Source organism: Streptosporangium sp. NPDC004379, assembly GCF_042873875.1.
Classification (GTDB): domain Bacteria; phylum Actinomycetota; class Actinomycetes; order Streptosporangiales; family Streptosporangiaceae; genus Streptosporangium.
In genome coordinates this window covers 102,890-116,052 of sequence record NZ_JBIAMC010000005.1, presented here as the reverse complement: position 1 = coordinate 116,052, position 13,163 = coordinate 102,890, and the positions used below count along the sequence as shown (strand labels likewise).

10 protein-coding genes are annotated in these 13,163 nt (G+C 72.4%); 7 read left to right on the top strand and 3 right to left on the bottom strand.

Features of this window, described 5'->3' with window-relative positions; translation table 11 throughout:
* The first annotated feature begins 52 nt into the window (after positions 1-52).
* Genes ACFYSC_RS12775 through ACFYSC_RS12765 form a run of 3 tightly spaced genes read left to right on the top strand, consistent with a single transcriptional unit; the run spans position 53 to position 3,208 of the window.
* The gene (locus ACFYSC_RS12775) at positions 53-1,195 is read left to right on the top strand and encodes a Gfo/Idh/MocA family protein (protein WP_389960497.1); all 1,143 of its coding nucleotides are present in this window, start codon (positions 53-55) and stop codon (positions 1,193-1,195) included.
* Positions 1,195-2,325 (top strand): dihydrodipicolinate synthase family protein, encoded by a 1,131-nt coding sequence (locus tag ACFYSC_RS12770; RefSeq protein ID WP_389960495.1) that lies wholly within the window; start codon positions 1,195-1,197, stop codon positions 2,323-2,325. The genes ACFYSC_RS12775 and ACFYSC_RS12770 overlap by 1 nt, the downstream gene beginning before the upstream one ends.
* A gap of 49 nt (positions 2,326-2,374) precedes the next feature.
* Complete coding sequence (locus ACFYSC_RS12765) at positions 2,375-3,208, top strand: sugar phosphate isomerase/epimerase family protein (RefSeq protein WP_389960493.1); 834 nt, start codon at positions 2,375-2,377, stop codon at positions 3,206-3,208.
* A gap of 180 nt (positions 3,209-3,388) precedes the next feature.
* Here ACFYSC_RS12765 and ACFYSC_RS12760 read toward each other — a convergent pair whose 3' ends face one another.
* On the bottom strand, positions 3,389-4,396 hold the full coding sequence (locus ACFYSC_RS12760) for a LacI family DNA-binding transcriptional regulator (protein WP_389960491.1): 1,008 nt from the start codon (positions 4,394-4,396) through the stop codon (positions 3,389-3,391).
* Between the two features lie 122 nt (positions 4,397-4,518).
* Between ACFYSC_RS12760 and ACFYSC_RS12755 the strand changes: the two genes are divergently transcribed.
* From ACFYSC_RS12755 to ACFYSC_RS12745, 3 genes are all read left to right on the top strand, one after another.
* On the top strand, positions 4,519-5,718 hold the full coding sequence (locus ACFYSC_RS12755) for a thiolase family protein (protein WP_389960489.1): 1,200 nt from the start codon (positions 4,519-4,521) through the stop codon (positions 5,716-5,718).
* Positions 5,715-7,787 carry a 3-hydroxyacyl-CoA dehydrogenase NAD-binding domain-containing protein gene (locus ACFYSC_RS12750; RefSeq protein WP_389960487.1) on the top strand — a complete coding sequence of 691 codons (2,073 nt, stop codon included), beginning with the start codon at positions 5,715-5,717 and terminating at the stop codon, positions 7,785-7,787. Before ACFYSC_RS12755 ends, ACFYSC_RS12750 begins: the two co-directional genes overlap by 4 nt.
* 282 nt (positions 7,788-8,069) lie before the next feature.
* Positions 8,070-8,561 (top strand): SSI family serine proteinase inhibitor, encoded by a 492-nt coding sequence (locus ACFYSC_RS12745; protein ID WP_389960485.1) that lies wholly within the window; start codon positions 8,070-8,072, stop codon positions 8,559-8,561.
* Positions 8,562-8,569: 8 nt separating this feature from the next.
* Here ACFYSC_RS12745 and ACFYSC_RS12740 read toward each other — a convergent pair whose 3' ends face one another.
* Positions 8,570-10,051, bottom strand: coding sequence for an amino acid permease (locus tag ACFYSC_RS12740; RefSeq protein WP_389960483.1), 1,482 nt, complete (start codon positions 10,049-10,051; stop codon positions 8,570-8,572).
* A 133-nt stretch (positions 10,052-10,184) separates the two neighbouring features.
* The gene (dxs, locus tag ACFYSC_RS12735; RefSeq protein ID WP_389960481.1) at positions 10,185-12,146 is read right to left on the bottom strand and encodes a 1-deoxy-D-xylulose-5-phosphate synthase; all 1,962 of its coding nucleotides are present in this window, start codon (positions 12,144-12,146) and stop codon (positions 10,185-10,187) included.
* Between the two features lie 142 nt (positions 12,147-12,288).
* Here dxs and ACFYSC_RS12730 point away from each other — a divergent pair, with 142 nt between their 5' ends.
* Positions 12,289-13,155 carry a neutral zinc metallopeptidase gene (locus tag ACFYSC_RS12730; protein ID WP_389960479.1) on the top strand — a complete coding sequence of 289 codons (867 nt, stop codon included), beginning with the start codon at positions 12,289-12,291 and terminating at the stop codon, positions 13,153-13,155.
* Positions 13,156-13,163 lie beyond the last annotated feature (8 nt).

The following is a 13,163-nucleotide window of genomic DNA, read 5'->3' as shown; positions in this document are numbered from 1 at the left end:
CGGCTGCCGTACGGTGATTCGGAAAGCGCTTTCCATAGGAGGCAGGAGAAGAATGTCCCACCGAAGCATCGGCGTCGTGATGAACGGCGTCACCGGCCGCATGGGCTACCGCCAGCATCTGGTCCGCTCGGTCCTGGCGATCAACGAGCAGGGCGGCGTGGCGCTGTCCGACGGCGGCCGGGTGACGCTCAGGCCGGTGCTGGTGGGCCGCAACCCGGACAAGCTGGCCAAGCTGGCCGCCGACCACGGCATCGAGGAGTGGACCACCGAGCTCGACGCCGCCCTCGCCGACGACTCCAACCTGATCTACTTCGACGCCCAGGTCACCCAGGCCCGGGTGAAGGCCGTCCTGGCGGCGATCGAGGCCGGCAAGCACGTCTACGCCGAGAAGCCGACCGCCGAGAACCACGGCGACGCCGTGGCGCTGGCCGAGGCCGCCGCCGCCCGGGGCGTCAGGAACGGCGTCGTGCAGGACAAGCTGTTCCTGCCGGGCCTGCTCAAGCTCAGGCGGCTGATCGACGGCGGCTTCTTCGGCCGGATCCTGTCGGTGCGCGGCGAGTTCGGCTACTGGGTCTTCGAGGGAGACTGGCAGGACGCGCAGCGCCCGTCGTGGAACTACCGCGCCGAGGACGGCGGCGGCATCGTGCTGGACATGTTCCCGCACTGGACCTACGTGCTGGAGAACCTGTTCGGCCGGATCGAGTCGGTCTACGCCCGCGCCGTCACCCACGTCCCCGAGCGGGTGGACGAGCGGGGCGAGACCTACCCCGCCACCGCCGACGACGCCGCCTACGGCGTCTTCGAGCTGGAGGGCGGCGTCGTCGCCCAGATCAACTCCTCCTGGACCGTCCGGGTGAACCGGGACGAGCTGGTGGAGTTCCAGGTGGACGGCACGCACGGCAGCGCCGTCGCGGGGCTGCGCAACTGCCGGATCCAGCACCGGGCGGCCACCCCCAGGCCGGTCTGGAACCCCGACCTGCCCGTCACGGCGCGGTTCCGCGACGAGTGGCAGGAGGTGCCGGACAACGCCGAGTTCGACAACGGCTTCAAGACCCAGTGGGAGATGTTCGTCCGGCACGTGCTGGAGGACGCGCCGTTCCCGCACGACTTCGCCTCCGGCGCGCGCGGCGTCCGCGTCGCCGAGCTGGCCCTGCGCTCCTCCGCCGAGGGCCGCCGCCTGGCGATGGAGCGGTGATGCGGATCGACCTCCCCGGCGGGGGGCACACCCTGCGCGAGCCGGTCGCCTGGGAGCGGCCCGCCGGCCCGCCGCGCGGCCGCGTCGTCTACGCCGCCGCGCACGTGGTGGCCGACCCGCTCGGCGACAACACCCCCGGCGCGCCCGCCGCCGTCGACTGGGACGCCACGCTGCGCTTCCGCCGCCACCTGTGGTCGTACGGCCTGCGCGTCGCCGACGCGATGGACACCGCGCAGCGCAACATGGGCCTGGACTGGCCGGCCACCCGCGAGCTGATCCGGCGCAGCGCCGCCGCGGCGGCGGAGCTCGGTGACCCGGCCGAGCTGGTGGCCTGCGGCGCGGGCACCGACCACGCGCCGGGCGCCGCGACCCTGGAGGAGGTCACGGCCGCCTACACCGAGCAGGCCGAGACCGTCCGCGAGGCCGGGGCCGGCGTGATCCTGATGGCCAGCCGGCAGCTCGCCGCGATCGCGCGGGGCCCGGAGGACTACCACGCGGTCTACGGCAAGCTGCTGTCGCAGGCCGACCGCCCGGTGATCCTGCACTGGCTGGGCGAGATGTTCGACCCGAACCTCGCGGGCTACTGGGGTTCGCGGGACGTCGCCGAGGCCACCGCGTCGTTCCTGGAGCTGATCCGCGAGCACGCGCCGGCGGTCGAGGGCGTCAAGGTCTCGCTGCTGGACGCCGGCCATGAGGTGGCGCTGCGCGCGGCGCTGCCGGAGGGCGTGCGGCTCTACACCGGCGACGACTTCAACTACCCGTCGCTGATCGCCTCGGGCAGCCACGCGCTGCTGGGGATCTTCGACGCGATCGCCCCGGCCGCCGCGGCGGCCCTGGCCGCCCTCGACGCCGGGGACACCGCCCGCTACGACGAGATCATGGGCCCGACGGTCCCGCTCTCCCGGAAGATCTTCGAGACGCCGACGTACCACTACAAGACCGGCATCGTCTTCCTGGCCTGGCTCAACGGCCACCAGGACGCCTTCACCATGGTGAACGGCGCCCAGGCGGCGCGCTCGCTGCCGCACCTGGCCGAGGTGTTCCGCCTGGCCGACCGGGCCGGGCTGCTGGCCGACCCCGAGCTGGCCGTCCACCGGATGCGGTCGCTGCTGGCGGTGCACGGATGCTGAGCGGACGGGAGAGCCGGCCGCGGGCCGGGGCCCGGAAGGGGACGACACGATGAGCCGGCTGTCGCTGAACCAGTGGACCACCCGGCGGTGGTCGGTGGCCGAGGCCGTCGAGGGCTGCGTACGGCACGGCGTCGGGGCGATCGGCCTGTGGCGGCAGGACGTCGCCGCGCAGGGGCTGGACGAGACCGTGAAGCTGGTGGCCGACGCGGGCCTGCGGGTGTCGTCGCTGTGCCGGGGCGGCTTCCTGACCTCCGGGGACCGGGAGGCGCTCGACGACAACCGTCGGGCGATCGACGAGGCCGCCACGCTGGGCGCGGCGTGCCTGGTCATGGTGGTCGGCGGCCTGCCGGGTGTGACGCCGGGCGAGCCCTCCCCCGCGGTGGACCGCGACCTCGCCGGGGCCAGGGAGCGCGTCGCCGGGGCGCTGGCCGAGCTGGTCCCGTACGCCGCCGAACGCGGGGTACGGCTGGCGCTGGAGCCGCTGCACCCGATGTACTGCGCCGACCGGGCGGTGCTGTCCACCCTCGGGCAGGCGCTCGACCTGGCCGGGCCGTACCCGGCGGAGCGGGTCGGCGTGGTCGTCGACACCTTCCACGTGTGGTGGGACCCGCAGGTCCTGGCGCAGATCGCCAGGGCGGGCGAGCGGATCGCCTCCTACCAGGTGTGCGACCACCTGCATCCGCTCCCGGCCGACGTATTGCTCGGCCGGGGCGTGATGGGCGACGGCGTGATCGACTTCGCGCCGCTGACCCGTGCGGTGGCCGAGGCGGGCTACACCGGGGACATCGAGGTGGAGATCTTCAACGCCGACGTGTGGGCCGCCGACCCCGACGAGATCCTGGCCCGGGTGAAGGAGAGGTTCGCCGAGCTGATCGAGGACTGAGGCCGGCCCGGAGGACGGCCGGAGGCCGATGGTCGTCCGGCCGTCGGGCATGTCCCGCCACCCGAGCCGTTCCGCCGTCCTGTCGTCCGGTTTCGTCTCGTCACCCTGCCCGCCCCGCCGTCCGTGTGGCGGGACGGCCCGCGCGCACGGCCGGGGCGCTCCGAGCCGGGGCGGGCCGGCTCAGCCGAGGCGGCGGGTGCTCTCGCGGAGAACGACCTCGCCGGCCACGGCCTCGATCCTGGGCCCGGCGTCCGCGCCGTCCCCGGGCGGCGTGAGGGCCAGCTCCATCGCCCGCGCCCCCATGTCCGTCAGCGGCAGCCGTACGGTGGTCAGCTGCGGGACCAGATCCCGCAGGGTGGAGATGTCGTCGAACCCGGCCACCGACACGTCGCCGGGCACGCCGGCACCCCGGTCGCGGAAGGACGCCAGCGCGCCCACCGCCATCACGTCGTTGACCGCGAACACGCAGGTGGCGTCGGACACCTCGGCCGCCGCGGCGTGACCGCCGTCGCGGTCGAAGGAGCCGTGGACGACCTGCGGGGCGGGCAGGCCCAGCTCGGCGAGCGCCCCGGCGAACCCGGCCAGCCGGTCCTGGGCGGTGAGCAGCCGCTCGGGCCCGGCGAGCACGGCGAAGCGGCGGTGCCCCAGACCGGCGAGGGCCCGCGCCAGGTCGGCGGCGCCCTCGCGGTTGCCCGGCACCACCGTGTCGACGCCCAGCGCCTCCTGACCGACGCAGGCCACCCGGCCGCCGGTCTGCAGGTAGCGGTCGAGCTCCTGACGCATCCTGCGGGTCACGCCGGCGTCGTCGACCCTTGACCCGGTGAGCAGCACGGCGCGGACCCGCTGGGCGTTCAGGGTGGAGACGTAGGCGATCTCCCGTTCGGGGTCGCGGTGCGTCGTGCCCACCATGACCATGAACTCGTGGCTCTCGGCCACCCGCATCGCGCCGTCGGCGAGCGCGGCGAAGTAGGGGTCGGTGAGGTCGTGGACCACCAGGCCGATCACGTTGCTGGCGCCCCTGGCCAGCGTCTGGGCCGCCACGTTGGTCCGGTAGCCGAGCTGGTGGGCGGCCAGCTCCACCTTGGCCCGCAGCGACGCGCCCACCTGGCGGGTGCTGCCGTTGAGCACCCGCGAGGCCGTGGCGAGCGACACGCCGGCCTGCCGTGCGACATCTTCGAGAGTGACCATCGCGACCTCCAGGAAAACGATTTCCCAGTCTGCCGCAGATGCGGAGGGGGCGGGTCGTGTGAGATGTTGTTACCGACGAGTAGCATGGGGGGTGAAGCTACCCAGCAACGAGGAGCGAACCCGTGCCTTCGTCTCGTGACGTCGTATTCGTCGACGGTGTGCGCACACCGTTCGGCAGGTCGGGCCCCAAGGGCCTGTATGCCGAGACGCGCGCCGACGACCTGGTCGTCCGCGTCATCCGTGAGCTGATCCGGCGCAACCCGAACCTGCCGCCGGAGCGGGTCGACGAGGTGGCCATCGCCGCCACCACCCAGATCGGCGACCAGGGACTGACCATCGGCCGGTCCGCCGCCGTGCTGGCCGGGCTGCCCAAGAGCGTCCCCGGTTACGCGATCGACCGCATGTGCGCCGGAGCGATGACCGCGGTGACCACGGTCGCCGGCGGCATCGCCTTCGGCGCCTACGACGTCGCCATCGCCGGCGGCGTCGAGCACATGGGCCGCCACCCGATGGGCGAAGGCGTCGACCCCAACCCACGGTTCCTGTCCGAGAAGCTCGTGGACGGCTCCGCCCTGGTCATGGGCATGACCGCGGAGAACCTGCACGACCGCTACCCGTCCATCTCCAAGGAGCGCGCCGACGCCTTCGCCGTCGCCTCCCAGGAGAAGGTCGCCAAGGCCTACGCCGACGGCAGGATCCAGCCCGACCTGGTGCCGGTCGCCGTCCGGACCGCCGAGAAGGGCTGGGGCCTGGCCACCGCCGACGAGGGGCCCCGCCCCGGCACCACCATGGAGGGCCTGGCGACGCTGAAGACCCCGTTCCGCCCGCACGGCCGGGTCACCGCGGGCAACGCCTCCGGCATCAACGACGGCGCGACCGGCTGCATCGTGGCCGCCGCCGACGCCGCCGCCGAGCTGGGCCTCACCCCCAAGATGCGGCTGGTCTCCTACGCCTTCGCCGGCGTGGACCCCGAGGTCATGGGCGTCGGGCCGATCCCGTCCACCGAGCGGGCGCTGCGCCTGGCCGGGCTGTCGATCTCCGACATCGGGCTCTTCGAGATCAACGAGGCCTTCGCCGTACAGGTGCTGGCGTTCCTGGAGCACTTCGGCATCGCCGACGACGACGCCCGGGTCAACCCCTACGGCGGCGCCATCGCCTTCGGCCACCCGCTGGCCTCCTCCGGCGTGCGGCTGATGACGCAGCTCGCCCGCGAGTTCGGCGAGCGCCCCGACGTCCGGTACGGCGTCACCACGATGTGCGTCGGCATGGGCATGGGCGGAACGGTCATCTGGGAGAACCTCGCCTGGGAAGGTGCGAAGTGACGGACATCAGGGAAATCTTCAGCGACGAGGTCGTCACCCGCGCCATCGTCCGCGACGTGGAGCTGCCCGACGGCGCCGGCACCATGGCGCTGATCACGCTGGACAACGGCTTCGACCACACCAAGCCGTCCACGTTCGGCCCGGCCGGCCTCACCTCCCTGGCCGAGGCCCTCGACTCGGTCGAGGCCCGCACCGACCTCGCGGCCGTGGGCGTCACCGGCAAGCCGTTCATCTTCGCCGTCGGCGCCGACCTCAAGGGCGCCGCGCTGGTCGCCGAGCGTGACCAGGCGCTGGAGATCGGCAGGCTCGGGCACCGGGTGTTCCGCCGCCTGGGCGAGCTGAGCGTGCCGTCGTTCGCGTTCGTCAACGGCGCGGCGATGGGCGGCGGCCTGGAGGTCGCCCTGCACTGCGCCTACCGGACGATCTCCTCCGGCGTGCCCGCGGTCGCCCTGCCCGAGTGCTTCCTCGGCCTGGTGCCCGGCTGGGGCGGCACCCAGCTCCTGCCCCGCCTGATCGGCCCGGCCGCGGCGCTCAAGCTCATCATCGAGAACCCGCTGTCGCAGAACCGGATGATCAAGGGCCGGGACGCCTTCGCCGCCGGCGTCGCCGACGCGATGTTCGAGCCCGCCGACTTCCTGGAGGAGTCGCTGCGCTGGGCCGCCAAGGTACTGCGCGGCGAGGTGACGGTCTCGCGGACCGACCACACCGCCGAGGACTGGGCCAAGCCCGTCGCCGACGCCCGCTTCCTCGTCGACATGAAGCTGCGCGGCGCCTCCCCCGCCCCCTACCGGGCGCTGGAGCTGGTCGAGCTGGCCCGCACCGCCTCCCGCGACGAGGGCTTCGCCGCCGAGGACGAGGCCCTGGCCGACCTCCTCATGGGCGACGAGCTGCGCGCCGGCCTGTACTCCTTCGACCTGGTGCAGCGCCGCGCCAAGCGGCCCGCCGGGGCCCCGGAGGCGGCGCTGGCCCGCAAGGTCACCAAGGTCGGCGTCGTCGGCGCGGGCCTGATGGCCTCCCAGATGGCGCTGCTGTTCGCCCGCCGCCTGGAGGTCCCGGTCGTGCTGACCGACCTCGACCAGGCCCGCCTCGACAAGGGCGTCGGCTACGTCCACGGCGAGATCGACAAGCTGCTCGGCAAGGGCCGCGTCTCCGCCGACCAGGCCAACCGGCTCAAGGGCCTGGTGACGGGCTCGCTGACCAAGGACGCGTTCGCCGACGCCGACTTCGTCATCGAGGCCGTCTTCGAGGACATGAAGGTCAAGCAGCAGGTGTTCGCCGAGGTGGAGCAGGTCGTCTCCGCCGAGTGCGTGCTGGCCACCAACACCTCCTCGCTCTCGCTGACCGAGATGGCCTCCAGGCTGGAGCACCCCGAGCGGGTGGTGGGCTTCCACTTCTTCAACCCGGTCGCCGTGATGCCGCTGCTGGAGATCATCCGCGGCGCGAGGACCGACGACGCGACGCTGGCCACCGCCTTCGCCGTGGGCAGGACGCTGAGGAAGTCGTCGGTGCTGGTCAAGGACGCGCCCGCGTTCGTGGTCAACCGCATCCTGACCCGCTTCATGGGCGAGGTCATCGGCGCGGTGGACGAGGGCACCCCGCTGGAGACCGCCGACCACGCGCTGGACGGCCTCGGCCTGCCGATGAGCCCGTTCGCGCTGCTCCAGCTCGTCGGCCCGGCCGTCGCGCTGCACGTCGCCGAGACCATGCACCAGGCGTTCCCCGACCGCTTCGGCGTGTCGGAGAACCTCGCCCGGCTGGTGGCGGCGGGCAAGCCGGGCGTGTTCAAGCCCGACTTCACGCCCGACCCCGAGGCGGCCGCCTTCTTCGCGGGCGGCACCTCCCCGTCCACCGCGGAGGAGGTGCGGCTGCGCGCGCTGCGCGCCCTGGAGCAGGAGATCCGCATCATGCTCGACGAGGGCGTGGTGTCCGCGCCCCAGGACATCGACCTGTGCATGATCCTGGGCGCCGGCTGGCCGTTCCACCTGGGCGGCATCACGCCGTACCTGGACCGCGAGGGCGTCGCCCGGCCGCGGTTCCTGCCGCCGGGCGTGGCGTCGGTCCCGGCCTGACCCGGTTCTGACCCGTACGGCCGCGCGGCGCTCCCCGGGACGCCGCGCGGCCCATCCGGGCTTCCCGGCCGGTTTCCGGGACACCCGCGCGGCCGTACGGACGTCAGGACCGGACCCCGGTGCGGCCCGCGCGGCTCGCTTCATGCCCCGCCCTTTTCGACCCCTCCTGTAGGGCTTTAAGGGGAAAGGCCGGGCAGATCTCCCGGCCCGGAGAGGGCGAGCGGGAAGATCCTTGGCCATGTCCCGGCCGGGTCCTTACCCGACACGGGGAACATCCCCGCCATGAGAACCGTCAAGATCGCTTCCGCGGTCATGCTGTTCGCCCTCGCCGTCATGTCGCACGCGGCCGAATCCTCCGCACCGGACGGCCCCTCAAGCGTCTCGGACGACCTCGCCGCCGCCCTCGGCGGCTCCTCCCCCGCCCAGGACCCCGCCATGGGCTCCGCCGGAGCCGGCCCGCCCATCACGCTCACCCTCTCCGTCGCCGGCGGCCCCGCCAAGAGCGTCGTGCTGCGCTGCGGCGACGGCGGAGACGGAAGCGCCGGAGACGGCGGCAGCCACCCCGACCCGGTCACCGCCTGTGGCCTGCTGCGCCAGGTGGACGGCGACCTGCCGAGGCTCACCTACGACATCGACCTGATCTGCCCGCCGGAGTACGACCCGCACACCGTCGGCGCGTTCGGCACCTGGGCGGGCAGGCCCGTCCGGTTCACCCGGACCTACGACAACGGCTGCGAGATGACCGCCCTCACCGGCCCGCTGTTCCGTTTCTGAGCCCGTCCCTAGGAGGCCGTCTTCCCGGCCTCCGCCTCACGGCCCGCCGCCCGGCTGTGGCGGTAGCCGAACACCGCGTAGACGACGATGCCGAGGAGCATCCACACCACGAACCGGAGCCAGGTCTCCACCGGCAGGTTCAGCATCAGGTACACGCAGGCCAGCACCGACAGGATCGGCACCAGCGGCACCAGCGGGGTGCGGAAGGAACGCGGCAGTTCCGGCCGGGTGCGGCGGAGGATGACGACGGCGATCGAGACGATGACGAACGCGAACAGCGTGCCGATGTTGACCAGCTCGGCGATCGCCGACAGCGGCACCAGCCCGGCCAGCAGCGCGACGATGACGCCCATCAGGATCGTGATCCGGTACGGCGTGCCGAACTTCGGGTGCACCCTGGCGAACCACCCCGGCAGCAGGTTGTCGCGGGCCATCGCGAACGTCACCCGCGACTGGCCCAGCATGAGGATCATCACGACCGTGGTGAGCCCGGCCAGCGCGCCGATGCTGATGAGCGTCGCGGCCCAGGTCTGGCCGACCGCCTTGAACGCGTCGGCCAGCGGCGCGGCCTCGCTGAGCCGCGAGTACGGCTCCATGCCGACGACGACCAGGGAGACCGCGACGTACAGGACGGTGCAGATGACGAGCGAGCCGATGATGCCGATGGGCAGGTCCCGCTGGGGGTTGCGGGTCTCCTCCGCGGCGGTGGCGACCACGTCGAAGCCGATGAAGGCGAAGAACACGATCGCGGCGGCGGTGAAGATTCCCATCACGCCGAAGGCGACCGGGCTGATGCCGAACACCACCTGGATCAGCGGCGCCGCCAGCCCCTCCACCGCCGGGGTCTGCTTGGCCGGCGGGATGAACGGGCTGTAGTTGGCCCCCTTGACGAAGAACAGCCCCGCCACGATGACCAGCAGCACCACGGTGACCTTGATGGCGACGACGATCAGGTTGAACCGGGACGACAGCTTGACGCCCGCGACCAGGATCGCGGTCAGGACCAGCACGATCAGCGCCGCGGGCAGGTTGAACGCCGCGCCCTCCCCGGCTATCGCGGTGGGCAGGGCCAGCCCCGCCGAGTCCAGCAGCGACGTCAGATAACCCGACCAGCCGACCGCGACGACCGCGGCGGCGAGCATCAGCTCCAGCGTCAGGTCCCAGCCGATGATCCAGGCGGGGAACTCGCCCAGGGTGGCGAAGGCGAACGTGTAGGCCGATCCGGCGACGGGGACGGTGGAGGCGAACTCGGCGTAGCACAGCGCGGCCAGCGCGCAGACGATCCCCGCCGCCACGAACGACAGGGCCACCGCGGGCCCCGCCAGGTCCCTGGCGACCCGGCCGGTGAGCACGAAGATACCGGTGCCGATGATGACGCCGATGCCGAAGACCGTCAGGTCGAGCGCGGACAGGTCCTTGCGCAACCGGTGCTCCGGCGCCTCGGTGTCCTTGATCGACTGCTCTACCGACTTGACGCGGAAAACGCCCACGGGATCCCCCTTGACCATCCAGAGCCGCTGCGTCCCATGGGTCAGGTCATGCCCACCGGATCAACTCCTGAACGGTCGCGATACGGGTTCTTCCCGGGAAAGCCCCGGCCGCTCCCCGGCGGCCCGGCCGCGGTCAGCGGGCCGGGTCGCTCTCCAGCGCCGGGGTCCGCCGCGCCACCGCCTCGGTGACCTCCCTGGCGATGTCCTGGGAGGTCAGCCCGATGTCGCTGAGGATCTTCGCCCGCTTGGCGTGGTCCAGGAACCGCTGCGGAACGCCGTAGACGCGGACCGGGACGTCGACGTCGGCGTCGCGCAGCAGGCGGGCGACCGCGTCGCCCACGCCGCCGACCCGGCCGTTGTCCTCGACCACCACGACCAGCCGGTGCGCCGCGGCGGCGGCCACCAGCGCCTCGTCCAGCGGCTTGACCCAGCGGGGGTCCACCACGGTGGCGGAGATGCCCTGCGCGTCCAGCAGGGCGGCGGCCTCCAGGCAGGTCTCGGCCATCGGGCCGACCGACACGAACAGCACGTCCAGCGGACCGGCGGCCGGGGCGTCGCTCTCCGCGGGCAGGCCGGGACCGCCCGCGCGCAGCACGTCCATCGTGCCGAGCCTGCCGACCGCCTCGACCTCGCCGGGCACCGGGCCCTTGGGGTAGCGCACGACGGTGGGGCCGTCGTCGACGGCCACCGCCTCGGCCAGCAGCTCGCGCAGCCGCGGCTCGTCACGCGGCACGGCGATGGACAGGCCCGGGACGACCTGGAGGATCGACAGGTCCCACATGCCGTTGTGGCTGGCGCCGTCGTCGCCGGTGACGCCCGCCCGGTCCAGGACGACCGTGACCGGCAGCCGGTGCAGGGCGACGTCCATCAGCAGCTGGTCGAAGGCCCGGTTGAGGAACGTCGCGTAGACCGCGACCACCGGGTGCAGGCCGCCCAGTGCCAGGCCCGCGGCGCTGGTCAGCGCGTGCTGCTCGGCGATGCCGACGTCGTACAGGCGGTCGGGGAACGCCTCGGAGAACGGGATCAGCCCGGTCGGGCCGAGCATCGCCGCGGTGATCGCCACGAGGTCCTTGCGCTCGGCGCCCAGCCGTACGATCTCCTGGCTGAAGACGTTGGTCCAGCCGTGCGGCTTGGGCTTCTCCTCGCCGGTCAGCGGGTCGAACACGCCGGGCGAGTGGAAGCAGTCCTCGCCGTGGTTCTCGGCGAAGGAGTAGCCGAAGCCCTTCTTGGTGAGCACGTGCACGATGACCGGGCGGCGGAAGCCCCTGGCCTTGCGCAGCGCGGCCTCCACCGCCTGCTCGTCGTGGCCGTCGACCAGACCGATGTACTTCAGGCCGAGGTCCTCGAACATCACCTGCGGGGCCAGGACGTCCTTGAGCCCCTTCTTCATGCCGTGCAGCGCGTCGTAGACCGGCGGGCCGACGACGGGCACCTTCGTCAGGTTGTCCTTGACGAAGTCGAGCACGTCCTCGTAGCGCTGGGTGGCGCGCAGCGCGGCCAGGTGGGAGGCGAGGCCGCCGATCGTCGGCGAGTAGGAGCGGCCGTTGTCGTTGACCACGATGATCAGCGGCAGGTCCTTGCTCGCCGCGATGTTGTTGAGCGCCTCCCAGGCCATGCCGCCGGTGAGCGCCCCGTCGCCGATCATCGCGACGACCGTGCGGTCGGCCTCGCGGCGCAGCTTGAACGCCTTGGCCAGGCCGTCGGCGTACGACAGGGCGGTGGAGGCATGGGAGTTCTCGATGACGTCGTGCTCGGACTCGGCCCGGCTCGGGTAGCCCGACAGCCCGCCCTCCTGGCGGAGCGTGTCGAACCGGTCGGCGCGGCCGGTGAGCATCTTGTGGACGTACGCCTGGTGGCCGGTGTCCCACAGGAGGGTGTCGCGCGGCGAGTCGAACACCCGGTGCAGGGCGATCGTCAGCTCGACGACCCCGAGGTTGGGCCCCAGGTGGCCGCCGATGCGCGCCGTGGAGCTGACCAGCAGGTCGCGGATCTCGGCGGCGAGGCGGGGCAGTTCCTCGGGCCGCAGCTGCTTCAGGTCTCCCGGTCCCTTGACCGTTTCCAGAAGACTGCCAGGCCGTCCGGTCCGCTCGCTCACGGAATCATCCCCTCTGTCCAGTCAGCATCTGGGACGAGTCTAGTTCGCATGACGGCCCCTGCCTCCAAGACAGCGGATTCTGCACGTTCAGCGTGGGCTTTCCGCATGTTTTGTACACAGTTGGGCTAGCCTTTGCCTCACCATGAGCACTTTCCCCTTCAGACAACTCTCGTCACTGGTGGTCGCTCCCCTGGCGTTCGGCCTGGTCATGGCCACCGGCACCGCCGAAGCCGCCACCGTCACCGCCCCCGCCGCCGGAACCGCCGCCTCCACGGCGACCGCGGCCGCCACCACGGTGAAGGCACCCCCGCGCGGCCGTGCCGCCGTGACCGCCAACCCGCTCTACCGCACCGGTCTGCTCCCCAACGTCACCTGCGCCGCCGGACAGATCCGCGCGGGCAGCGCGGCCTCCTACCGGTCCTTCATGACCAAGGTCAACCGCTGCCTGAACCTGGCGTGGAAGACCCAGTTCCGCAAGGCCGGCCTGTCCTTCGCCCAGCCCAGGCTCCGCTTCACCACCACCAAGGTGGGAAGCCCCTGCGGCAGGTGGCCGGGCGGCGCCGGCGGCTACTACTGCTCCAGCAACCGCACCATCTACATCGGTGTGTTCCGCTCGGTGCTGAAGCAGCCGTACGCGCCCAACAACGCGCAGTTCATGGCCCACGAGTACGCCCACCACGTGCAGCAGCTCTCCGGGATCATGGGCTACTACGGCCAGAGCGTCTGGCGGGCCCGCACCTCCGCCAAGCTCGCCTACTCCCGTCGCCTGGAGCTTCAGGCCGACTGCATGGGCGCGGCGTTCCTCCGCCAGATCTCCGACGACCTGCCGGTCCCGCAGGACCACTGGGACGCCATGATCCGCTGGACCGTCCAGAACGGTCAGAAGGTCTGGCCGACCAACGACCACGGCAAGGGCAGCAGCCAGGCCTACTGGCTGAACCGCGGCTTCAACTCCGGCTCGCCGTCGTCCTGCAACACCTGGACCGTCTCCAGCTCCCGGGTCGCCTGACCCTTCTC

What these genes read in the sequence shown, in the direction of transcription:
- ACFYSC_RS12775 (WP_389960497.1), top strand. Translation starts at nt 53, where the DNA reads ATGTCCCACCGAAGCATCGGCGTCGTGATGAACGGCGTCACCGGCCGC.
- ACFYSC_RS12770 (WP_389960495.1), top strand. Translation starts at nt 1,195, where the DNA reads ATGCGGATCGACCTCCCCGGCGGGGGGCACACCCTGCGCGAGCCGGTC.
- ACFYSC_RS12765 (WP_389960493.1), top strand. Translation starts at nt 2,375, where the DNA reads ATGAGCCGGCTGTCGCTGAACCAGTGGACCACCCGGCGGTGGTCGGTG.
- ACFYSC_RS12760 (WP_389960491.1), bottom strand. Translation starts at nt 4,396, where the DNA reads ATGGTCACTCTCGAAGATGTCGCACGGCAGGCCGGCGTGTCGCTCGCC.
- ACFYSC_RS12745 (WP_389960485.1), top strand. Translation starts at nt 8,070, where the DNA reads ATGAGAACCGTCAAGATCGCTTCCGCGGTCATGCTGTTCGCCCTCGCC.
- ACFYSC_RS12730 (WP_389960479.1), top strand. Translation starts at nt 12,289, where the DNA reads ATGAGCACTTTCCCCTTCAGACAACTCTCGTCACTGGTGGTCGCTCCC.